Genomic DNA, 22,909 nt, shown 5'->3' on the forward strand with positions numbered 1-22,909 from the left:
TTGCGCTCGGCGGGATTGTGGACCACGGTAAAGACCATGACCGCGAGGCGCACGTTCGAGCCCAATGCCGACGGACCGCATTGCGCCGACATGTGCGCCCAATTCGAGAGCTACCTCGTCGGGCGCAAAGGCCTCAGCGTCGCCACCGCCCGCGCCTACACGGCGGATCTGCGCGGGTTCGCGGCCTTCCTTGGCACGGATTGCATTGAACCGGCGGATCTAGGCGTGGCAAACGTCCGTCGGTGGCTCTCCGACATGGTCTCGCGGGGATTGGCCAAGTCAACGCTTGCGCGCGCTAGGGCGAGCCTGCGCGCCTACGCCGCCTGGCTTACGGCAACCCAGGGCGCCGACGATATCGGCGTCGCAAGGATCCAATCGCCGCGCATCCCCGCCCGGCTCCCCGCGGTCGTGACACCCGGCGAGTCGATCCGATTGCTGGACGAGGAGCGCGCGGCCGCGCAGGACAAGGAGCCGCATCGTCTGCGGCGGTGGGCCCTACTTGAGCTGCTCTATGGTGCGGGGGCGCGTATCGCAGAGGCTCATGCGGCAAATCTGGCGGATATCAACGTCGCCTCCGCCACGATTTTGCTGCACGGGAAGGGAAACAAAGACCGCGTGGTTCCGCTCGGCGAACCCGCTCGCGATGCGCTCGCGATGTGGATCGAACATGGCCGTCCTGTCATCGCTGCGAACCTCGAACCGCCACACGCCGAGGCGCTCTTTCTCACCCCGCGCGGGCGCAGGTGGGGCGTGCGCCAGATGCGCGAAGCCGTCCACCAGGCATGTGCCGCGGCGGGAACGCCCGACATTTCTCCGCACGGGTTGCGCCACAGCGCCGCGACGCACCTGCTCGAAGGCGGGGCGGACTTGCGATCGGTGCAAGAAATCCTCGGTCACGCCAGCGTCGCCACCACCCAGCGTTACACGCACGTAACGGCGGCACGACTACGGTCGTCGTATAGGCAGGCGTTCCCGCGTGCGTGACCGTAGCGTGGGTAGCGACGCGCCGACCGGAGGTGAATCCGTAGCCGCGATGAGGGGACCGACATTGCCAGGACACGACCGTGCGCTTTCTGGACTGGTGTTCGCGCGCCGTGATCGTGCTGACGATCCAACCGCGGCGGGAAGCGCCGACGACCTTGCCCACCCCGCGGCAGCTGCACGCGGCCAAGTCATCGACTTGGAAAACGGGCCGATCGATGCTGTGTGGACCTATTTCCGGATGACGGCGGCCAGCGCCGCGCGAGAGAAGCTCATACTGCATTACGGGTCGATCGTGAGTCACGTCGCCGCGCGCGTCGCCACGCGTTTACCCAACAACATTGAACAGGCGGATCTGGTCTCATGGGGCATGTTCGGTCTCATCGACGCCATTGACAAGTTCGAGCCGGATCGCGATGTGCGCTTTGAAACCTATGCGCAGACTCGCATCCGCGGAGCGATCATTGATGGCCTGCGGTCCATGGACTGGGTCCCGCGCTCGGTCCGCTCGAAGGCTCGCTCGGTCGAGCGCGCGATCAGCGATCTCGAGTCGGCGTTGCTGCGCGAACCAACTCGCCAAGAGATTGCAGATCATCTGGGGATCGCTGCAGCTGAACTATCCGCAATAGAATCCAACAATTCGACGACGTCAGTCGTCGCCCTCGACGAACTGCTGGCCGTCGGCGACGCTATCGAACAGCGGCTCGCGCCCAACGAGCCCGCACTGCACAACGACGACCCCGCGCGCTCGATCGAGAACGCCGAGCAACGCGAAATCCTCTTTCAGATGGTCGGCACTCTCGGAAACCGCGATCGCCTGGTCTTAATGCTGTACTACTTTGAACGCATGACTCTCAGCGACATCGGCAGGGTTCTGGGAGTAACGGAATCTCGCATCTCGCAGTTGCATTCGAACGCCATGAAGCAGCTGCGGATCCGGGTGACCGAATATGGGCTGCGTTGAGGTCCCATTGCCGCTCGTCGGCCTACTCTTCGTTGCGCGGCAGCAAGACGATCTTTCCCCCGCGAATCAGCGAGATCGGATCGATGTAGTCACCGGCCGACGTGCGGACTCCCCAGTGCAAGCATGCGGCTAGGCCCCGGCAATCGTGTCCCGCCGCGACCTTGCCGACGGCCTGCCCGCTTTCGACCGCGTCCCCCCGGCTGAGCGCGGTCGAGACCGCTTCGAGGGTGGAGCGAAGGCCGTCCGGGTGGCTGATCACCAGGACCCCGCGACCGGCGACTTGCCCGGCAAAGGTGACGGTTCCGGATCGCGGAGCGAAAACGGTGCGACCCTCATCGGCAGCGATATCTACCCCGCGATGCCCACGCGAGTACGTCGTCGCGGGCGGTTCGAAACGGCGAACGACATCAGCAATCGCGGCACCGGCGAGCGGGAGGCTATATGACGCCCGGTCGCGCGGGACCGCGCCGAAAGTGGTGTGCTGATTCACCGGCGCGGCGCCAGCGTACGGAATGCCGCTCCCCGTGGCTGCAGGGCCGGCGGCCTGGATGCCGGTGATGAACGGCGCCACCAGGACGATCGCAACGAACACGGAGAACTCGTTCATGGAAATATCGTGGCAGCGGATCCGCGCCCCGAAACGGCGTATCGCGGTGGTGTGGAAAACAATCTCGGTTGGCTCGGGTAGTATGGACACAGCGGCCGAACCATTTCGGCTGACTTCGCGTGCCATCTTGCACCCGACAGGGTGCGATGAGTCGCTTCGGTGTGCGCCTAGCGCACTGCGACGAACCTGGCACCAGGGGATCGCCCCCACGGCGGTCCGACAACCGATTGCGGCGCTCACGCGCCGCCCAAAGATGCGCCCCGAGGGGCGCGAAGGAGGACAGTCATGGCCGTCGTGACCATGCGTCAACTGCTCGAGAGCGGTGTCCACTTCGGACACCAGACCCGTCGTTGGAACCCGAAGATGAAGCGTTTCATCTTCACCGAGCGTAACGGCATCTACATCATCGATCTGCAGCAGTCGCTGTCTTACATCGACAACGCCTACGAGTTCGTCAAGGAGACGGTGACCCGCGGCGGGACCGTCCTGTTCGTCGGTACCAAGAAGCAGGCCCAGGAAGCGATCGCCGAGCAGGCAACCCGCGTCGGCATGCCCTACGTCAACTACCGCTGGCTCGGTGGTTTGCTGACCAACTTCTCCACCGTGCACAAGCGCTTGCAGCGACTCAAGGAACTGGAGCAGCTCGACTTCGACAACGTTTCGGGTTCCGGCTACACGAAGAAGGAACTGCTGGTTCTGCGCCGCGAGAAGGACAAGCTTGCCCGCACCCTCGGTGGCATTCGCGACCTGAGCCGGGTTCCGAACGCGATTTGGATCGTCGACACGAACAAGGAGCACCTTGCCGTCGACGAGGCCCGCAAGCTGGGTATTCCCGTTGTCGCTATCCTCGACACCAACTGCGACCCCGACGTGGTCGACTTCCCGATCCCGGGGAACGACGACGCGATTCGTTCCGTCGCGTTGCTCACCCGCGTCATCGCGGACGCCGTTGCGCAGGGCGTCATCGACCGGTCGGCCGGCGCCGCTAAGAGCGAGAACGCGGAGTCGGGCGCGGCCGCCGAGCCGCTTCCCGACTGGGAGGCCGACCTGCTTGCCGGGGCCGATGCGCCAGCCGAGGCCGCCGCTGCGCCAGCCGAGGCCGCCGAGCCCGTGGCCAGCGAGCAAGCCTGACCCTAATTTTCACTGAACTTCATTCACTCAAGTAAGGAACGGACAGCATTATGGCGAAAGTAAACGCCGCTGATATCAAGGCCCTGCGCGAGCGTACGGGCGCTGGTCTGCTCGATGTCAAGAAGGCTCTCGAAGAAGCCGAGGGTGACGTTGACAAGGCACTCGAAATTATCCGCGTCAAGGGGCTCAAGGGCGTCGCGAAGCGGGAAGGCCGATCCACCTCGGAGGGCCTGATCGCCCTGAGCGTGCGGCAGTCAGAGGAAGTCGAGGGCGAGGTCGCCACGATGATCGAGCTCAACTCTGAGACCGACTTCGTTGCTAAGTCTGACCCCTTCATCAACCTGGCGGCGCGGGTTCTGGACGCAGTCGTTGCTGACGGAGCTGCCAACGAAACCGATGCGCTCAACGCGGACGCGGATGGCAAGACCGTGCAAGAGGTTATCGACTCCACCGCCGCTACGCTCGGCGAAAAGGTGCAATTGCGCCGCGTAGCGCGCGTCTCCGGGGAGCGCGTTGCCAGCTACGTGCACCACACCGCGGCCGACCTTCCGCCCACGATCGGTGTCCTGGTTGCCACCGATGCGGCCGGCGCCACCGTTGCCAAGGACATCGCGCAGCACATCGCGGCGCTTTCGCCCGAATACTTGAGCCGTGAAGACGTCCCCGCTGACGTCGTTGCCAACGAGCGACGCATCGTTGAAGAGACTGCTCGCAACGAGGGTGGCAACAAGCCCGAGCACATCATCGCGAAGATCGCCGACAACAGGCTCAACAAGTTCTTCGAGGACACGGTTCTCCTTGAGCAGCCCCTCGCGAAGGACCCGAGTAAGACGGTCGGTCAGCTTCTCAAGGAAGCCGGCGGCAGCATTTCCGAGTTCGTTCGGTTCCGCGTAGGCGCCTGATCGACTCAATCGGCCCGGTTCACCCCTGCGGTGAGCCGGGCCGATCCACACCCACTTGCCCGCAAAGGAGAAACCCCGGTGCCACTAACGCAAACTACGCCACGACGAGTTCTACTTAAGCTGTCCGGTGAGGCCTTCGGCGGTGGCACGATCGGAGTTGCTCCGAACGTTGTGCGCCGGATTGCGGAGGAAATCGCGGTCGCCGTCGACCGGGGGGTACAGGTGGCGATCGTTGTCGGCGGGGGAAACTTTTTCCGCGGCGCCGAACTCGCGAACAATGGCATGGACCGCGCGCGCGCCGATTACATGGGCATGCTCGGTACAGTGATGAACTGCCTCGCGCTGCAGGACTTCCTCGAGCAATCGGGTGTTACCACCCGCGTTCAGACGGCTATCGCAATGGGGCAGGTGGCGGAGGCATACATTCCGCTGCGGGCCATTAGGCACCTCGAAAAGGGCCGCGTTGTCATATTCGGCGCCGGTGCCGGAATGCCGTACTTCTCCACCGATACGGTGGCGGTGCAACGCCTCCTGGAGACCGGGGGGCAAGAGGTCCTCATGGCGAAGAACGGGGTCGATGGGGTCTACACCGCCGATCCGCACAAGGACGCGACCGCAACCAAGATCGACGTGCTGGGATACAACGAGGCGCTGGTCAAGGGCCTCAACGTTGTTGACTCGACCGCATTTAGCCTGTGCCGAGACAACGATGTCCGGATGCGGGTGTTCGGGATGGACGCCCCCGGCAACGTGACCCGGGCCTTGCTCGGTGAGGAAATCGGCACGCTAGTTGTCGCCGACTAGACTGAACCCAACGATTGGAGCCCCTGTGATTGACGAAATACTCCTCGAAGCTGAGGAAAAGATGGACAAAGCGGTTGACGTGGCAAAGGAAGAATTTGCCGCTATCCGCACCGGACGTGCTAACGCGGCGCTCTTTGCGAAGATCACCGTCGATTACTACGGCGCTCCGACTCCGTTGCAGCAACTGGCTTCGTTCACCGTTCCAGAAGCCCGCACCATCATTCTTTCGCCGTTCGATAAGTCTGCGATGGCGGGAATCGAAAAGGCCCTGCGCGAATCCGATCTCGGCGTGAACCCGACCAACGACGGGAACATAATTCGCGTCACGCTTCCCGCGCTCACCGAGGAACGCCGCAAGGAATACGTCAAGCTCGCCAAGACCAAGTCCGAGGAAGCGCGCGTCTCCGTGCGCGCCGTGCGTCGCAAGGCGAAGGATGGACTTGACCGGCTGGAGAAGGACGGAGACGCGGGCGAGGACGAGGTCGCACGCGCAGAGAAGGAACTCGAATCCCTGACCAAGGCGCACGTCGAGCAGATAGACGTCCTGCTCACGCACAAGGAAAAGGAACTGCTCGAGGTCTGATGCCCGAATTAGACGCCCCCGTGGTCGCCGCCACCACGAAGAAGCGGGGCGGCCGCGACCTGCGCGTAGCAGTCCCCGTTGGGCTTGGCCTACTCGCAATCGTCGGCGTCTCGTTGTTCATCTCGAAGGCATACTTCATCATCGTTGCGGCGCTGGCCGTGGGCTTGGCGATGTGGGAATTGGACCAGGCGCTTTCGCGTAAGGGCATACGGATTCCGGTTGTTCCGCTCGCCGTCGGCGGCGCGGGAGTGTGCATCTCCTCGTACCAAATCGGCCTCGAAGGCCTGCTCATCGCCTGCGTGCTCACGATCGTGGCGGCAGTGGTGTGGCGCCTGATGGAGGGCGGCGGTCAGGGCGCGGTGCGCGACCTGACCGGCATCGCGTTCGCGGTCGCCTACTTGCCGTTGATGGCCGGATTTGTGGTGATCATACTCGCCGAACCGGGCGGGCAGTATCGCGTGGCCTTGCTGCTGCTCCTCGCGGTTGCCTCGGACGTCGGTGGGTTCTTCGCGGGCGTGTTTTTGGGCAAGCATCCGCTGGCGCCCAGCGTCTCTCCCAAGAAGACGTGGGAGGGACTGGCCGGTTCGTTTGCCCTGGCAATTGCCGTCGCCTTGGTGGGAGCCAAGCTCATAGGGATCGATCCGATTTCCGCAGCGATGCTGGGGATCATAGTTCCCGTCACCGCGACGCTGGGCGACCTGGGAGAGTCGCTATTGAAGCGGGATCTGGGGCTCAAAGACATGGGGAGCCTCTTGCCCGGCCACGGCGGAGTGCTGGATCGTATCGATTCGATGCTTCTGACGGCTCCATTCGTATACGTGGTGTTCGCTGTAGCGGACCGCATGAGCGCGGTTGCGGGAGGATAGAAACATGGCAGTAAGGCCACAGCCTCTAGGGCTACCGCTGGATTTTTCGACGCGCACAAAGGGGCGCCGGGGCAAACCACCCCGGCACTTCGCGGACATCGCGGGAGCGGACCTGGTCGCCGAATTTGCGGAGATTGGCCTCCCTAAGTACCGCGCTAGCCAGGTCGCCAAGCACTATTACGAACGATTCAACGCCGATCCATCGACCATGACCGATCTGCCGCAGGGCGTTCGCGATGACGTCAAGGCGGCGTTCTTTCCGGACCTGTTGCGGCCGGTTCGCGCTCTCAAAGCTGACGGTGGCACCACCGTCAAGACACTGTGGAACCTGTTTGATGACGCGAAGGTCGAATCGGTTCTTATGCGTTACCCCAAGCGCACAACCCTGTGCATTTCGAGCCAGGCCGGATGCGGTATGGCTTGCCCGTTCTGCGCGACGGGGCAGATGGGTCTGACACGCAACCTTTCCGCCGCCGAAATCATCGACCAGGTGCGCAACGCTGAGCGATCGCTCGCCGCGGGGGAGATTCCCGGCGGGCCAACGCGCCTATCCAATATCGTGTTCATGGGGATGGGTGAGCCGCTGGCCAACTACAAGGCGATCATGGCAACCGTCAGGGCTCTTACAACCGAAGGACCGTGGGGGATGGGCATGTCGGCCCGCAACGTAACGGTTTCGACGGTCGGATTGGTACCGGCGATGCGGAAGCTGGCCGACGAAGGCATCCCGGTGACGTTGGCACTATCCCTGCACGCACCCGATGACGATCTGCGGTCCGAACTCGTGCCCATCAACACCAGGTGGTCGGTTGGGGAGGCCCTTGACGCCGCCAGGCACTATTTCGACGTCACGGGCAGGCGCGTGTCGATCGAATACGCGATGATCAAGGACATGAACGATCATGCATGGCGCGCCGATCTGCTTGCGAAGAAGCTCAACGCGCGGGGTCGCGCCTGGGTGCACGTGAATCCCATTCCGCTGAACCCAACACCCGGGTCGATTTGGACGGCGCCTGACCTCGACGTCGAACGCGAATTCGTGCGTCGCCTTCGTGCCCAGGGGATTCCCACAACAATTCGTGATACTCGTGGAAGCGACATCGACGGGGCGTGCGGGCAACTCGCTGCCGCCAAAGAGGAGCAATCGGCATGACAGCATTCAAGAAGGTGCGACTTTTTGCGTATGGCTACGATCCCGAGGAAGTGGATGACTTCTTCGACCTGGCACGGGCGACCTACGAAGGGCAGCCGGGAGCGGAGCTATCGGTTGACGAGATTCAGCGGGCCTCCTTCGACCTAGTGCACCGCGGATATCAGTGTCCCGCAGTGGACGCGGCGCTGGACCGGCTCGCCGCGGCCATGGTTGCCAAGGATCGGGCGGAGATTGCCGCAACCCGGGGGCAGGCCGAGTGGAACGCGCAACTCGCCGCCCAAGCCACAACCCTTTACGGCCGCCTGACACGTCCGCGCGGCGAGCGTTTCAAGCCCGGTAGCGGCGGCTACTCGTACGACACGGCGCAGGTCGATGACGTTCTGGATAGGCTCACCGCATTCTTCGACAACGGCGTGCCGCTGACGGCCCGCGACATACAGCAGGCGGTGTTCCGCCGCCGCCGGGGCAAAAAGGGCTACGACGAGGCGTCGGTGGATGCCTTTATGCGCCGGGCCGCGCGGGTGCTGCTGGGCGCGGCCTGATACGGCATGCACCCGATCAGTCAATCACCAGAATCGGCGCCCAGTGACGGCGTTCACCGGGTGGCAGCGACCGGGCGTGCGCGCGCCCTCGCCATCATCGGGTCCACGGGATCGATCGGCACGCAGGCGCTCGATGTCGTCGCGCGCAATCGTGCGGCGTATCGCGTGAGTGGGTTGGCGGCGACGGGATCGCGACCGGACTTGCTCGCACGCCAGGTGGCGCAGTTCGAAGTGCCCGCCGTCGCAATCGCTGACCCCGATAGGCTCGCAGACGTCAAAGAGGCGTTGGAGGCGCACGGCGTTGGCCACGTGAGCGTCGAGGCAGGTCCCCGTTCGCCCGCTGACCTTGCCGGCGGGGGCCACGACATCGTCTTGAACGCGGCCAACGGCTCGATCGGGCTCGGCCCGACGCTCGCAGCGCTCGAATCCGGGGCAACGCTCGCCTTGGCGAACAAGGAGTCCTTGGTGGCGGGCGCGCCGCTGGTCAAGCGCGCGATTAGGCGCGAGGGGCAACTCGTTCCGGTCGATTCCGAGCACTCGGCGATGGCGCAGGCCATGCGTGCGGGGCGCCGAGATGAGGTCAGCCGGTTAATCCTGACGGCTTCCGGGGGCCCGTTTCGCGGGTACACGCGCCGGCAGCTCGCCACCGTCACCCTCGCGCAAGCGCTGGCGCACCCGACGTGGAGCATGGGGCCGGTGGTGACGATCAACTCCGCGACGCTCATGAATAAGGCGCTCGAATTGATCGAGGCGCACGCGCTCTTCGACGTTCCCGCGGCCGACATCGAAGTCGTGGTTCACCCCCAATCGATCGTGCACTCCGCGGTCGAATTCTTCGATGGTTCCTCTCTTGCGCAGGTTTCGACTCCCGATATGCGCCTGCCGATCGCGGTGGCGCTGGCGTGGCCCGACAGGATCCCGGGCGCGATTGGAGCTTTCCCCTGGACGGATGCGGGAGCCTGGACATTCGAGCCGCTGGACGGCGAGACTTTCCCGGCCGTATCCCTGGCGCGCGAAGCCGTTGCGGAATCCGCGTGGCACACCGCGGCGATGAACGCGGCCAACGAGGTCGCGGTCGATGCGTTTCGCTGCGGACGCATAGGGTTCCTGAAAATCACCGAAACGGTCGAAGGCGTCCTAGAGTCCGTCGGAAACGTCGTGCGCGGATCGAGCGATCCCGCAACGATCGATGACATCGCGGGAATCGAGCAGTGGGCGCGGGCCAGGGCCAGGGAATCCACAGGCGGATAGCCGAAACTGACGTGCATCGTCGTAACGCTGGGAGGGGACACGTATGAGTTCGGTCGTGGGCATCATTGTCATCGTCGTCGGAGTTTTGGCGTCGATAGCGCTGCACGAGGTCGGCCACATGGTTCCCGCCAAGCGGTTCGGCGTCCGCGTTCCGCAGTACTTTGTGGGATTTGGCCCGCGGATCTGGTCATTGAGACGTGGCGAAACCGAGTACGGCATCAGGGCGATTCCGCTCGGGGGATACGTCCGCCTGGTCGGCATGTACCCGCCTGCGGACCCCGACGCGAAGCCGCGGCGGGGACGAATCGCCGCGCTGATCACCAACGCGCGCGCCGCCTCGATGAGCGAGGTATTGCCGGGGCAGGAAGGCCGCGCGTTCTACAACCTCGCGCCGTGGAAGAAGATGATCGTGATGCTCGGTGGGCCGGTCATGAACCTGTTCATCGCGATCGTGTTGCTCACGATCACCCAAGTCGGTTTCGGGGAACTCGCGCTTTCGACGACTATCGCGCAACCGGCCGCGTGCATCACGGGCACCGCAACAAGCGAAACAGCCGCGGGTGATTGCCCCAGCGGGCAGGTTGCGGCACCGGCGTATCAGGCGGGTTTGCGTGCCGGAGACGTGATCGAAGCGGTTGGGGGCACGCAGACAAAAACATGGGACGAGGTGGCCTCATCCCTGCAAAAACTCGATTCCGCGACGGTTTCCCTCACCGTCGAGCGCGATGGGGCGCTGCGCGAGGTCCAAGTCGCCCCCGTGACCCTGTCCCGCGAACAATCCGATGGGACAAGGACGACGCGATCCTACATCGGCATATCGCCCACCTACCAGTGGCAGCCCCAATCGATCGCCACCGTGCCGGGCGTGGTGTGGGACCAGGTGGCGGGCACGGCGCGAATCATCATCGACCTGCCCCAAAAGGTCTACCAGAGCGCCAAGGCCGCCTTCGGCCACGAGGAGCGCGGGACCGACGCGGTGGTCTCGGTCGTCGGGGTCGGTCGCATTGCCGGCGAAATCACATCGATGCCGACAACCAACATTCCCGCGCAGGCCACCTGGGTGAGCCTCGCGCAGCTGCTTGCCGGGCTGAACATCGCGCTGTTCGTATTCAACCTCATCCCGCTTGTTCCGCTCGACGGCGGCCACGTCGCAGGTGCGATCTACGAAATGCTCAAACGCGCTCTTGCGCGGGCGCGCGGCAAGGTGGTCCCGCGCCCCGCGGACACCGCGCGAATGGTTCCTGTCGCCTACGGGATGTTCTTCGTTCTGCTTGCGATGGGTGTGGTCATGATCTACGCGGATATCGTTGCGCCGGTGCAAATCTAGCGCTGCGTTCGATTCCCAGCGTCAGTGGGGGATAATTGGCGGGTGAGCACTACAATCAACCTCGGCATGCCGGCCGCACCCGCGACAGTTCTAGCCCCGCGCAGAAAGTCGCGGAAGATAAAGGTTGGGCGCGTCGACGTCGGCGGTGATGCGCCCGTCTCGGTGCAATCGATGACCACCACTCCAACCACCGACATCAACGCGACTCTGCAACAAATCGCGGAGCTGACCGCCGCCGGATGCGACATAGTGCGCGTTGCCTGCCCCTCCCAGGACGACGCAGACGCGCTGCCGATCATCGCGAAGAAATCGCAGATTCCCGTCATCGCCGACATCCACTTTCAGCCGCGATACGTCTTCGCTGCGATCGACGCGGGGTGCGCGGCGGTGCGCGTGAATCCCGGCAATATCCGCAAGTTCGATGACCAGGTGGGAGCGATAGCGCGCGCGGCCAAGGACGCCGGGGTTTCGCTGCGCATCGGAGTCAACGCGGGCTCGCTGGACAAGCGGCTGTTGGAGAAGTACGGCAAGGCGACTCCGGAGGCGTTGGTTGAATCCGCCGTCTGGGAGGCATCCCTATTCGAAGAGCATGATTTCCATGACTTCAAGATCTCCGTCAAGCACCACGATCCGGTCATCATGGTCCGCGCCTACGAACTGCTCGCCGAACGCGGCGATTGGCCGCTCCACCTCGGCGTCACCGAGGCGGGACCAACATTCCAGGGAACGATCAAGTCGGCCACCGCGTTCGGGGCGCTACTTTCGCGCGGCATCGGCGATACCATCAGGGTCTCGCTGTCGGCGCCGCCCGTCGAAGAGGTCAAGGTCGGTATCCAGATTCTGCAGAGCCTGAACCTGCGCGAGCGCAAGCTCGAGATCGTATCGTGCCCATCGTGCGGGCGGGCACAGGTGGACGTCTACACCCTCGCGGAGCGCGTCAGCGCAGGTCTCGAGGGGCTCCCGGTTCCCCTGCGGGTCGCCGTCATGGGGTGCGTCGTCAACGGTCCAGGGGAGGCGCGCGAGGCCGATCTGGGTGTCGCATCGGGCAACGGCAAGGGGCAGATCTTTGTCAAGGGGGAGGTCATCAAGACGGTTCCCGAGGCTTTGATCGTGGAAACCCTCATCGAGGAGGCGTTGCGGCTAGCCGAGGACATGCCGCACAATCCCGACGCCGCCCCCGTGGTCACGGTCGGCAAGTAGGCCGCGGAACGCGATGGCCTGGCTGGTCGGTCGGGGCAGGGCTGCGCCCGCGCCCGCGATGAGGCCGCTGGCCGATGAGGACTTGGCTAGCGCGCGGGCGCTGTGCGCCCACGATCCCGTGGGAAGCATGCTGGCCGCCGCGAAGATTCAGCAGGCCTGCGCCCGCGGCACGCTCACTGATGCGGGCGGCGCGCTGTGGGGCTTGCCTGCAACTGGGGATCTGCGCGCACTGCTGTGGGTGGGCGGGAACGTGGTCCCGGTCAACCCGCACCGAGCGTCCGGATTCCACGCCGCGGCCGCGGCAGTGCTGCGGCCCATCCGCGCTCTCGCGTCGATGGTCGGCCCCGCCTTGGACGTCCTGCCCGTGTGGCGCACGCTCGGCCCCGGGTGGATCACGCCCCGCGCGGTGCGCGAGCACCAGCTCTCGATGGTGATGCGCGGGCGCGCCAAGGTTCCCGCGCATCCGGCGGCCAGGCAGTCTCAGGCGGCCGATTTCGCTGACCTGTTGCCCGCGTGCGTGGAGATGTTCACGGGGGAGATCGGTTACTCGCCCCTACAGACCGCCCCCGTCGCGTACCCCGCGCGCGTGCGCGCCCTGATCGGCGCAGGCAGATCGTGGATGATTCCGCTGGCGGCGATCGTACCGGGGAGCCGGGGGATTGCCTTCAAGGCCGAAATCGGCGCCTACTTCGAGGGCGTCGCGCAATTGCAAGGCGTGTGGGTCAATCCCCGGGTGCGAGGCCAGGGCATTGGCACGGCGGGCGTCGCCGCGATCGTCAACGCGCTCGCGGAGCGGCAGATGGCCTCGTCCCTGTATGTCAATGACTTCAACGCGGCGGCGATCCGCGCCTACGAGCGCGTGGGGTTCAGGCAGGTCGGCGAGTACGCGACGGTGATCTTCTAGCGTCAGTGATAGGACAAACGAGGCCCGCGCACCCCCGGCCGGCGCCGGGGCCGACTGCGCGGATCGGGGTGAGCGTGGCCTCGCGCGCAAAAAATGTTAGTAGGCTGGAGGCATGCTCATGCGGATGTCAACACTGTTCCTGCGCACTTTGCGCGAAGATCCGGCCGAGGCCGAGGTAACGAGCCACAAGCTCCTGGTGCGGGCGGGGTATATCCGCAGGGCGGCTCCGGGGATCTACACGTGGTTACCGCTAGGGTTGCGGGTGCTGGCCAAGGTGGAGGCCATTGTGCGCGAGGAGATGCAGGCCGCGGGCGCGCAAGAGGTGCACTTCCCGGCACTGTTGCCGCGCGAACCGTACGAGCTCACCGACCGGTGGACCGAGTACGGTCCCAACCTGTTCCGGTTGAAGGATCGCAGGGACAACGACTACCTGCTGGCGCCGACCCACGAGGAGATGTTTACGCTCCTGGTCAAGGACTTGTACTCGTCGTACAAGGACCTGCCGCTAACGCTCTTCCAGATTCAAACGAAGTACAGGGACGAGGCCCGCCCGCGGGCGGGTTTGCTGCGCGGGCGCGAATTCATCATGAAGGACGCGTACTCCTTCGACGTCAGCGACGAGGGCCTGGAAGCGTCCTACCGCAAGCAGCGCGACGCCTACGAACGCATCTTTACCCGGCTCGGCCTGGAGTACGTCATCGTGGCGGCAACATCGGGCGCGATGGGCGGGTCGCGCAGCGAGGAATTCCTGTCGCCGACCCCGATCGGCGAAGACACCTTTGTGCGCTCCGCCGGTGGTTACGCGGCAAACGTCGAGGCGGTCACCACGCCAGTTCCAGCACCGCTTGACTATGCGGGCGCGCCGGCGCCACGCACGATCGATACGCCCGGGACACCCACCATCGACTCGCTGGTCGCGCGGCTCAACGAAACGGAGCCGCGCGATGACAGATCGTGGAACGCCGCCGACACGCTCAAGAACGTCGTGTTCGCGTTAGTTCATCCAGACGGCGAGCGCGAACTTGTTGTGATTGGAGTTCCCGGGGACCGGGAAGTCGACATGAAGCGGCTTGAGGCGGCCTTGGCGCCGGCAGAAATCGAGCAGGCTGGCGACAAGGATTTCGAAAAGCACCCGTACCTGGTGCGTGGATACATCGGGCCGCAGGTCCTGGGCGTCCGCAACACGGGCAGTGAAACGGCGGTGCGCTACCTGGTCGACCCGCGAGTCGTCGATGGCACCCGCTGGGTGACAGGCGCGAACGAGGCCGATCGGCACGTCGTGGGCCTGGTGGCCGGGCGCGACTTTGTGGCCGATGGCGTGGTCGAGGCGGCCGAGGTCCGGGCCGGGGACCCCGCGCCGGACGGATCGGGGCCGCTCGAATTGGCGCGCGGCATCGAGATCGGGCACATCTTCCAGCTGGGGCGCAAGTACGCCGAGGCGCTCGGTTTGAAGGTTCTGGATGTCAACGGCAAGCAGGTGACCGTCACCATGGGGTCCTACGGCATCGGGGTGACCCGCGCGCTGGCGGCCCTGGCCGAGGCGAACAACGACGAGCGCGGCCTGGTGTGGCCGCGCCACCTGGCCCCCGCGGACGTGCACGTGGTGGCGACGGGACGCGACGAGGCCGTCTTCGCGGCGAGCGAGGATTTGGTCGGTGAGTTCGAGGCGGCGGGCCTGGACGTGCTATTCGACGACCGCCGCAAGGTTTCGCCTGGGGTGAAGTTCGCCGATGCCGAGTTGCTTGGCGTTCCCGTCATCGTCGTGGTCGGACGCGGCCTCGCCGACGGGGTCGTCGAAGTCAAGGTGCGTGCCACCGGCGAGACTCAATTGGTTTCGCTCGGCGACGCGGTCGCCGTGGTTCGGGGCGACTTGTCCTAGGCGTTCGCGGGGTATTCGGGCATTCCCGGGTAGCCGGTGCGATGCGCTCCCTGCGCGAGCGCATCGGCATATGCGGATGTCATCAGGTCGAAGGCCGCGATGCGTTGGTCGGCGTCGACAACAGAAATGGCGGCCGATAGGCGGTGGGTCTGGTCTTGTTGGACGGATGCGATAGCCGCGGTCAGTTGCTTGGAACTGGTCGGGTCTTTCACCAGGACATAGAACACTTCCCGCGGGTCGTCGCTGGTTCCATCAAGGTCGTATTGCTGCGCCCACTTCGTTGCCTGCGAGCGGTAGTCGCGGGAAAGCGAGAGGATCTTTTCGGATTTGGACTTCGCGGCGCGCAGGCCAATGTGTTCTCTGGCGTATCCGATCGCGTCCTGCGCGGCGATCAGATCCGCCGCCTGCCGGTCCGAAAGGCCCTGCGGTAGTGCGGCGGAGAGTGCCTGCGCCCGCGCCTCGACGATGTCTATATCCGGCAGCGATTCCTTGGTCGCCTTTGCCAAACGGGTGGCGGCGTCCAGCTGATTGACCGCGATGGTGGCGTACAGCCTTGCCCGCAGCGGGTCGGCGACTGTGGGCAGCGAGGATCGAACCCGGTTCGCGTACGTTGCCAGCGCGGTCGCGAGCGATTGCGTCGAGACGTTTTCGGCGTCGAACGAAGTCGTGGGCGCGGGGTCTGCGATGTAGTCAGGACCCGGATCGTACACGCTGCCGAGGGCGGTGTAGTGGTCGCGCGCATCGGATCCGATATCGGTCACGATCCGCGTGACGGCATCCGGAAGCTGGGCATCGGCCGCGAGGGTGTCCGTCATCGCGACCGTGGCAAGCGCATCCGCAACCAAGGATTGACGAGTGGCCTCGGCCGCGTCGGGAGTGGGTGCCGCCGCGGGAGGCGAATCGATGCGCAGGCCGCAGGCTGTCACAGCGATCAACGACAACAAGACAACCGCGATCGTGGCGGCGAGGCGGTAGGGCGCACTGTCGCGTGAACGTTCGGATGGGGCGGTCGGTGTCGCGGGTGTAGATAGCATCGTGATGATCATTCCATGGTGTGCGGGCGCGGTGGAAGCGGACACCCGCGCAGCGTTTCCATTGATAGTACGGTTACCCTTGTAAGCCGAACGTGCGCCGCCGCGTCGGCACGCGGAACTCACAACGGTAGAGAGGCATTCCCACATGGCCCGTGGTCCCAAGGCAAAATCGAAGGCCCCTAAGCGCACCTACCGGGAAGAACCGGTAGCGCCCCCCGCAGATCCCGATGCCGTGCTGGCCGTCGCGCGCGAAGCCGCCGCCGCAGCGGGTGCGGATGTCGAGGACGTACAGGTCAAGCGCGCGGGGTCGCGCACCTTGGTGCGAGTCACGGTGGATCTGCCCGAGGACGCGATCGGTTCGATGCCGCTCGACGACGTGGCCGCGGCCTCCAAAGCCGTATCGAAGGCGTTGGATGCGGCCAATCTGTTCGCCGGATCGTATACTTTGGAGGTTTCCACCCCCGGGACAGGCCGTGAATTGCGGGAGCTGCGGCATTTCAAGCGGGCTCGCACGCGGATGGTGCACTTGACGCTCAACGATGGCCGGACGGAAACCGGAAGGCTGACTAAGGTGTCTGACAGCGAGCTCACGCTCGTGAACGAAGACAGCGGTGCCGCCCGTTTGGTGCCGTTGGCCGACGTTGTGAAGGGCAAGATCGAGGTGGAACTCTCGAAGGCGGCACTGGCTGACTTCGGCGATGAGGACGGAGAGGCTTGAGATGGATATCGACATGACTGCATTGCGCGCGCTCGAACGCGAGCGCGACCTCAGCTTGGACATGATGATCGAGGCCATCGAGCAGGCACTGCTCCTTGCCTACCAGAAGAATCCGGGCGCGCAGCGCAACGCGCGCATCGAGGTGGACCGGGCATCCGGTCACGTCGTCGTGTGGGCTCGCGAAACCATCGAAACCGAGGTTCCCATCGATGCCGACGAGTTGGACCGCGACGACCCGGATGCGCCCACCACGCGAATCCAGCGCACGTATGGCCCGGAATTCGACGACACGCCGAGTGATTTCGGACGCATCGCCACGGCCACGGCCCGGCAGGTCATTGTCCAGCGGTTACGCGATGCCGAGGACGACCAGGTGCTCGGTTCCTTCCGGGACAAGCAGGGTGAATTAGTAGCCGGCGTAGTGCAGCAGTCGCTCGATCCGCGCACGATCAAGGTGGATGTCGGAGGCACCGAGGCGATCCTGCCGCCGCACGAGCAGGTTTTCAACGAGACGTACCGGCACGGCGACCGCCTGCGGACGTACGTCGTCGAGGTGGCCCGCGGGCCCCGCGGGCCACAGGTGGTGTTGTCTCGGTCGCACCCGGAACTCGTCCGCAAATTGTTCGAACTCGAGGTCCCGGAAATTGCTGACGGGAGCGTTGAATTGGTTTCGATAGCGCGTGAGGCCGGTCACCGGACCAAGGTTGCCGTGCGGTCGACGGTCGCCGGGCTGAACCCCAAGGGTGCTTGCATCGGACCGATGGGTCAGCGGGTGCGGGCCGTCATGGCTGAGATCAACGGCGAGAAGATTGACATCGTCGACTTCGACCAAGATCCGGCCACATTCGTCGCGAACGCGCTGTCGCCCGCGAAGGTTTCGCAGGTGCGGGTGTCGGAAGACGACGCCAAGACCGTGCAGGCGATCGTCCCCGAATACCAGCTGTCCCTCGCCATCGGCAAGGAAGGGCAGAACGCCCGTCTGGCAGCCAAGCTCACGGGATTACGCATCGATATTCGGTCGGATGCAGAGGGCCGCAACGAGGCCGCGAACGACCGAGCGTAGAATCGCGATAGACTGAGGGACGGTGCAATGCCTGACAGTGGGTCGGTAGGGCGGACGCGTTCGGGCCGTCAAGCGATCCGCACGTGTGTGGGATGCCGCCAGCGCGATGCCCGTGATTCGTTGATCCGGCTCGTCGCTTCGGTCGGTGGCCCGGACGGTGTCGTCGTTATTGATACCAAGAAATGCCTCCCGGGCCGCGGCGCGTGGGTGCACGCGGCATGCGTGCGCCGTGCGCTCGACAGGCGCGCACTGGGTAGGGCGTTTCGCCTGAGAACTGCGCCCAGCGTCTCTGCGGAGGTGCTGCGGAAAGCACAAGAGGGGGCCAACAGGTCCTCGATCGTCGATATGGAAAGCGGGTTGGAAGCCGATGGGCACCCGATGAGCACCCAGCGATGAGTTTCTAACGACGGTCCACCCTGTCCGGGGCGGGCCGAGACAGGAGAGAAGTGGCTAAGGTCCGCGTATACGAGCTCGCGAAAGAGCTCGGAAAAAGCAGTAAAGAGGTCATGGCGAAGCTGACCGAACTCGGGGAGTTCGTGCGTTCTGCCTCGTCAACGATCGAGCCGCCGGTCGTGCGCAAGCTCAAGGACGCGTTCCCGTCCGAGGCTCCGGCGCAGGCAGCGGCGACCCCAGTCGTTCAGGCCGCGAGCGAAGCGAAGAGCCCGGAGCGCGCGGCGGCGGCGCCGCAAGCCGCACCCGCGGCTCCGCAGCCCGCCACGAACGCGGCTGCGACCCCCGCGCAAAAGGCGGCGACGCCCGCCCCCGGCGTGAAGCCCGGCCCCGTCAAGCCGGCGCCGAAGGCACCGGCCAACAAGGCGGCGGACGCAAAGGCGCCCACCGGGAAGGAAACGCAGCCCAAGGCGCCTGCGGCCGCCAAGGGGCAGGAATCCGCGACCGGTACGCCCGCGCCGCGCCCGGCCGCCACCCCCAAACCGCGCAACGCTAGCGGGCAGGGCAACCGTCCCGCGCCGCGCGCCGGAAACAACCCGTACGCTTCCTCGCAGGGGATGCCGCGCGCGGCAGGCCCGCGGGCCGGGAATAACCCGTACGCGTCCTCGCAGGGGATGCCCCGCCCGGCGGGATCATCCGAGCGTTCCGCCGGTGGAACCGGTGGGCCTCGCCCCAGTGCCCCGCGTCCAGCGGCTTCGCCGCGTCCCGCGGGTGGCCCCGGGCCGCGTCCCGGTGCACCGCGGCCCAACCCGGGCATGATGCCCGGTAAGACGTCCTTGCGTCCCGGCGAGAAGCAGGGCGGCGGCAACGCGCCAGCCGGCGGCCGCGGCGGTGGTCGCGGTGGTTTCAACGCTAACCGCGGCGGAGCGCCGGGTGCCGGAGGCGGTGCCGGGTTCGGCGGTCGCCCCGGTGGCGGCGGTGGCGGTCGCGGCGGCGCTGGCCGCGGGACCACGCAGGGGGCCTTCGGGCGCCAGGGCGGAAAGCCTGCTCGCGGGCGGAAGTCGAAGCGCGCGAAGCGGCAGGAATTCGAGGCAATGCAGGCGCCGTCGCTTGGCGGCGTGCAGGTTCCTCGCGGCGATGGCTCAACCATCGTGCGTTTGCGCCGCGGCTCGTCCTTGGCCGACTTCGCAGACAAGATCGATGCGAACCCCGCGAGCTTGGTGACTGTGCTGTTCCACCTCGGTGAGATGGCAACCGCCACCCAATCGCTCGATGAGGACACGTTCGGCACGCTTGGCGCTGAACTCGGTTACCAGATCGAGATGGTCTCGGCGGAGGACGAGGATCGCGAACTGCTCGAGGCGTTCGACATCGATTTGGAGGCCGAGGAAGCGGCGGAATCGGACGAGATGCTAGAACCTCGTCCGCCGGTCGTCACGGTCATGGGTCACGTCGACCACGGTAAGACCCGCCTGCTCGACGCGATCCGTCACTCCGACGTGATCGCGGGCGAGGCCGGGGGGATCACCCAGCACATCGGTGCCTACCAGATCCGCCACGAATACGAAGGCGAGACGCGGCCGATCACGTTCATTGACACCCCCGGTCACGAGGCGTTCACGGCCATGCGTGCACGCGGCGCCCAGGTAACTGACCTGGCGATTTTGGTTGTTGCCGCGGATGACGGCGTCATGCCGCAAACCATTGAGGCGTTGAACCACGCGCAGGCCGCTGGCGTGCCAGTGGTGGTAGCGGTCAACAAGATCGATAAGCCCGAGGCAAACCCCGCCAAGATCAGGCAGCAACTGACCGAATACAACCTCGTTGCCGAAGAGTACGGTGGCGACACGGTATTCGTCGATGTCTCGGCGCGCCAGGGCAAGGGCATCGGCGAACTGCTCGACTCGGTGCTGTTGGTCGCCGACGCGGAATTGGATCTGCGGGCCAACCCCGATAAGGACGCCCGCGGTGTGGCCATTGAGGCGAACCTCGATAAGGGCCGCGGAGCCGTGGCGACCGTCCTGGTTCAGTCCGGAACGCTTGCGGTCGGAGATTCCATCGTCGCCGGTACGTCCTACGGGCGGGTGCGGGCGATGTTCGACGAGCATGGTGACACGCTCGATGTGGCCTTGCCTTCGCGCCCGGTGCAGGTCTTGGGTCTGACCTCTGTGCCCCGCGCGGGCGATACGTTCCTTGTCGCCCCGGAGGACCGCACGGCCCGCCAGATCGCCGAGAAGCGTGAGGCCGCCGAGCGTGCCGCCACGCTGGCCAAGCGGCGTAAGCGCGTATCGCTGGAGGACTTCACGCAGGCGCTTGAGCAGGGCAAGGTCGAGACGCTCAACCTTGTCCTCAAGGGCGATGTGTCGGGTGCCGTCGAAGCGCTCGAGGACGCACTCGTCAAGATTGACGTGGGTGACGAAGTACAGTTGCGCATCATTCACCGCGGCGTCGGTGCGATCACGCAAAACGACGTCAACCTCGCCACCGTCGACAATGCGATCATTATCGGCTTCAACGTGAAGCCGGCCGAACGCGTGACGGAACTGGCCGACCGTGAGGGCGTTGACATTCGCTTCTACTCGGTCATTTACCAGGCAATCGACGATGTCGAGGCGGCCCTCAAGGGAATGCTCAAGCCGGAATACGAGGAGGTCCAACTCGGTACCGCTGAAATCCGGCAGGTATTCCGCTCCTCGAAGTTCGGCAACATCGCCGGTTCGATCATTCGCTCGGGCACCATCAAGCGTGGTTCCAAGGCGCGCGTGCTGCGTAATGGCGTTGTGATCGGCGATAACCTCTCGGTTGAGTCGTTGCGCCGGGAAAAGGACGATGTTACGGAGGTCCGCGAGGGCTTCGAGTGTGGTATCGGTCTCGGGTCGTTCAATGATGTCACCGAAGGCGACGTCATCGAGACGTTCGAGGTCCGCGAGAAGCCGCGCGACTGACGAGATTGCGTGGTGGTGGGGCGCGGCCGGTTAGGTCGCGCCCCACCACACGGCATCCGCCCCGCGTGGGGCGGCAAGGAGGAGATAAACATGGCTGAAAACCCCCGTGCCATCAGGCTGGCCGAGCGCACGCAACAGATCGTGGCGAGCCTGCTGGAGTCGCGCATCAAGGATCCGCGCCTCGGTTTCATCACGATCACCGACGTGAAAATGACGGGCGACTGCCAGCACGCCTCCGTTTTCTATACCGTCTTCGGTTCCGATGAAGACCGTGCCGGTACCGAGGCGGCGCTGAAGAGCGCGAAGGGATTGATTCGCTCAGAGGTAGGCAAGCAACTGGGAATGCGGCTTACCCCGACAATTGAATTTCACCTGGATTCCGTACCGCAGGAAGCGCAGCACATCACCGATGCTCTGGCTGAGGCGCGCCGCCGAGATGAGGAACTGGCCAGGCTGCGCGAGGGGGCAACGCCCGCAGGCGACGCGGATCCGTACCGCAAACCGGCCGACCCGACCCGCGCGGAGGACTGATCGCGCCGCCCGCCGGGGCGTGCCTGGCGGCGCGTTGAGCGGAGTGCGGGCGGTCCCGGTTGGTGCTTGCCCGCCGCCGGAATCGCGAGCTCGGGTGCCCGCTGTCACGCATCAACCTGGTAGCGTGGCACGCCGTGAACACCAAGCGCATCGACACCCGACCGTGGGCCAAGACCGATAACGGCGTCATCGTCGTCGATAAACCGCAGGGGTGGACCAGCCACGACGTGGTCGGCAAGATCCGCTCGCTGGCGAAGAATCGCCGCGTGGGTCACGCAGGAACCCTCGACCCGATGGCCACCGGCGTTCTGGTCGTCGGCATCGGCCGCGGAACCAAGCTGCTGCAGTACATCGTCGACGCGCCAAAGGAGTACGTTGCGACGGTGCGGTTGGGGGTCGCCACTTCCACCGAGGATGCGGAGGGCGAGGTGACGCTCGCACCGGGTTGTGGCGGCGTGGACGCGGACCACCTCGCGCGGGTGGTGGAGCGTTTCGTGGGCGATATCCAGCAGGTGCCATCGGCGGTGAGCGCCATCAAGGTGGACGGGAAGCGCGCGTACGCCCGTGTGCGCGCCGGCGAAACCGTCGAACTGGCGGCCCGCCCGATCACGATCCACTCGATCTTCGTTCTCGGATACGAGCCGCAATTTCACCGCGATAGCGAAAGGCCCAACGAGGCCCCCGTCCCCGTTATGGACGTGACGATCGCGGTGCGCTGCGGCGCTGGAACCTACATCCGGGCGCTCGGCCGCGATATCGCCCATGCGTTGGGCACCGTCGGCCACCTAACGGCGCTGCGGCGCACCAGCGTCGGCGGCTTTTCGAGCGCGCAGGCTCGCACGCCCACCCAACTCGAGGGCGAGACGATTAGCGCCGGCGCACTGGCCGTAACAACGCTCGCCGACGCGGCCGCGAAGGTGCTTCCGGTCCGACTCATTGACGAGAACGAGTCCGCGGAGCTGGGCTACGGGCGTTCGATCGACCCGAGCGATACACCCGGCGTCGTGGCCGCGATCGGTGGCGACGGGGAACTCGTCGCTTTGGTCAATAACCAATCGGAGCGGGCGCAGGTGCGCGCAAGGCCGGTGCTCGTGGTGATGCCCCGCTAGCGTTCCCGCGCTCGTCGCGGCGCGA

At 65.4% G+C, this 22,909-nt stretch carries 22 protein-coding genes; 20 read left to right on the top strand and 2 right to left on the bottom strand.

Translation table 11 applies throughout. The features are described 5' to 3' along the window. The first annotated feature begins 36 nt into the window (after window positions 1-36). Both FB389_RS00250 and FB389_RS00255 read left to right on the top strand, forming a co-directional pair. Window positions 37-984 (top strand): tyrosine-type recombinase/integrase, encoded by a 948-nt coding sequence (locus FB389_RS00250; protein WP_211344924.1) that lies wholly within the window; start codon window positions 37-39, stop codon window positions 982-984. A 49-nt stretch (window positions 985-1,033) separates the two neighbouring features. After that, window positions 1,034-1,945 carry a FliA/WhiG family RNA polymerase sigma factor gene (locus FB389_RS00255; RefSeq protein ID WP_142110837.1) on the top strand — a complete coding sequence of 304 codons (912 nt, stop codon included), beginning with the start codon at window positions 1,034-1,036 and terminating at the stop codon, window positions 1,943-1,945. A 22-nt stretch (window positions 1,946-1,967) separates the two neighbouring features. Here FB389_RS00255 and FB389_RS00260 read toward each other — a convergent pair whose 3' ends face one another. Next, the gene (locus FB389_RS00260) at window positions 1,968-2,552 is read right to left on the bottom strand and encodes a M23 family metallopeptidase (RefSeq protein WP_170207800.1); all 585 of its coding nucleotides are present in this window, start codon (window positions 2,550-2,552) and stop codon (window positions 1,968-1,970) included. Between the two features lie 285 nt (window positions 2,553-2,837). Here FB389_RS00260 and rpsB point away from each other — a divergent pair, with 285 nt between their 5' ends. From rpsB to FB389_RS00320, 12 genes are all read left to right on the top strand, one after another. Then, on the top strand, window positions 2,838-3,683 hold the full coding sequence (gene rpsB / locus FB389_RS00265) for a 30S ribosomal protein S2 (RefSeq protein WP_142110839.1): 846 nt from the start codon (window positions 2,838-2,840) through the stop codon (window positions 3,681-3,683). A gap of 50 nt (window positions 3,684-3,733) precedes the next feature. Beyond that, on the top strand, window positions 3,734-4,585 hold the full coding sequence (gene tsf, locus FB389_RS00270) for a translation elongation factor Ts (RefSeq protein ID WP_142110840.1): 852 nt from the start codon (window positions 3,734-3,736) through the stop codon (window positions 4,583-4,585). A 78-nt stretch (window positions 4,586-4,663) separates the two neighbouring features. Then, window positions 4,664-5,389 (top strand): UMP kinase, encoded by a 726-nt coding sequence (pyrH, locus tag FB389_RS00275; protein ID WP_142110841.1) that lies wholly within the window; start codon window positions 4,664-4,666, stop codon window positions 5,387-5,389. Between the two features lie 25 nt (window positions 5,390-5,414). Continuing rightward, entirely contained in the window at window positions 5,415-5,972 is a 558-nt protein-coding gene (gene frr / locus FB389_RS00280) for a ribosome recycling factor (protein WP_142110842.1), read from the top strand. Beyond that, on the top strand, window positions 5,972-6,838 hold the full coding sequence (locus tag FB389_RS00285; RefSeq protein ID WP_142110843.1) for a phosphatidate cytidylyltransferase: 867 nt from the start codon (window positions 5,972-5,974) through the stop codon (window positions 6,836-6,838). Before frr ends, FB389_RS00285 begins: the two co-directional genes overlap by 1 nt. Window positions 6,839-6,842: 4 nt before the next feature. Continuing rightward, window positions 6,843-7,991: a dual-specificity RNA methyltransferase RlmN gene (gene rlmN / locus FB389_RS00290; RefSeq protein ID WP_142110844.1), complete on the top strand. Its 1,149-nt coding sequence runs from the start codon at window positions 6,843-6,845 to the stop codon at window positions 7,989-7,991. Then, window positions 7,988-8,533, top strand: coding sequence for a DivIVA domain-containing protein (locus FB389_RS00295; RefSeq protein ID WP_142110845.1), 546 nt, complete (start codon window positions 7,988-7,990; stop codon window positions 8,531-8,533). Before rlmN ends, FB389_RS00295 begins: the two co-directional genes overlap by 4 nt. A 60-nt stretch (window positions 8,534-8,593) precedes the next feature. After that, window positions 8,594-9,784, top strand: a complete 1,191-nt coding sequence (gene dxr, locus FB389_RS00300; protein WP_246043446.1) for a 1-deoxy-D-xylulose-5-phosphate reductoisomerase — start codon at window positions 8,594-8,596, stop codon at window positions 9,782-9,784. Between the two features lie 43 nt (window positions 9,785-9,827). Continuing rightward, a complete protein-coding gene (locus FB389_RS00305) occupies window positions 9,828-11,111 on the top strand; it encodes a M50 family metallopeptidase (protein ID WP_142110847.1) in 1,284 nt (427 codons plus the stop codon). 66 nt (window positions 11,112-11,177) lie between these two features. Next, the gene (gene ispG / locus FB389_RS00310) at window positions 11,178-12,311 is read left to right on the top strand and encodes a flavodoxin-dependent (E)-4-hydroxy-3-methylbut-2-enyl-diphosphate synthase (protein ID WP_211344992.1); all 1,134 of its coding nucleotides are present in this window, start codon (window positions 11,178-11,180) and stop codon (window positions 12,309-12,311) included. Between the two features lie 13 nt (window positions 12,312-12,324). Continuing rightward, window positions 12,325-13,215, top strand: coding sequence for a GNAT family N-acetyltransferase (locus tag FB389_RS00315; protein WP_142110849.1), 891 nt, complete (start codon window positions 12,325-12,327; stop codon window positions 13,213-13,215). A 112-nt stretch (window positions 13,216-13,327) separates the two neighbouring features. Continuing rightward, complete coding sequence (locus tag FB389_RS00320) at window positions 13,328-15,094, top strand: proline--tRNA ligase (RefSeq protein WP_142110850.1); 1,767 nt, start codon at window positions 13,328-13,330, stop codon at window positions 15,092-15,094. Here the strand turns inward: FB389_RS00320 and FB389_RS00325 are convergent. Beyond that, complete coding sequence (locus FB389_RS00325; RefSeq protein WP_170207801.1) at window positions 15,091-16,128, bottom strand: DUF4439 domain-containing protein; 1,038 nt, start codon at window positions 16,126-16,128, stop codon at window positions 15,091-15,093. The genes FB389_RS00320 and FB389_RS00325 overlap by 4 nt on opposite strands. Before the next feature lie 145 nt (window positions 16,129-16,273). On the opposite strand from FB389_RS00325, the gene FB389_RS00330 reads away from it, so the two are divergent. The 6 genes from FB389_RS00330 to truB all read left to right on the top strand — a co-directional run bounded on the left by FB389_RS00330 (window position 16,274) and on the right by truB (window position 22,884). Continuing rightward, a complete protein-coding gene (locus FB389_RS00330) occupies window positions 16,274-16,846 on the top strand; it encodes a ribosome maturation factor RimP (RefSeq protein ID WP_142110852.1) in 573 nt (190 codons plus the stop codon). Between the two features lies 1 nt (window position 16,847). After that, on the top strand, window positions 16,848-17,909 hold the full coding sequence (nusA, locus tag FB389_RS00335) for a transcription termination factor NusA (RefSeq protein ID WP_142113335.1): 1,062 nt from the start codon (window positions 16,848-16,850) through the stop codon (window positions 17,907-17,909). Between the two features lie 27 nt (window positions 17,910-17,936). After that, window positions 17,937-18,305 carry a YlxR family protein gene (locus tag FB389_RS00340; protein WP_142110853.1) on the top strand — a complete coding sequence of 123 codons (369 nt, stop codon included), beginning with the start codon at window positions 17,937-17,939 and terminating at the stop codon, window positions 18,303-18,305. A gap of 50 nt (window positions 18,306-18,355) precedes the next feature. After that, window positions 18,356-21,244, top strand: coding sequence for a translation initiation factor IF-2 (gene infB / locus FB389_RS00345; protein WP_142110854.1), 2,889 nt, complete (start codon window positions 18,356-18,358; stop codon window positions 21,242-21,244). Window positions 21,245-21,334: 90 nt separating this feature from the next. Beyond that, a complete protein-coding gene (gene rbfA / locus FB389_RS00350) occupies window positions 21,335-21,775 on the top strand; it encodes a 30S ribosome-binding factor RbfA (protein ID WP_142110855.1) in 441 nt (146 codons plus the stop codon). Between the two features lie 134 nt (window positions 21,776-21,909). Continuing rightward, window positions 21,910-22,884: a tRNA pseudouridine(55) synthase TruB gene (gene truB / locus FB389_RS00355; RefSeq protein WP_170207802.1), complete on the top strand. Its 975-nt coding sequence runs from the start codon at window positions 21,910-21,912 to the stop codon at window positions 22,882-22,884. Window positions 22,885-22,909: the final 25 nt, after the last annotated feature.

Source organism: Rarobacter incanus (assembly GCF_006715765.1).
GTDB classification, from domain to species: domain Bacteria; phylum Actinomycetota; class Actinomycetes; order Actinomycetales; family Cellulomonadaceae; genus Rarobacter; species Rarobacter incanus.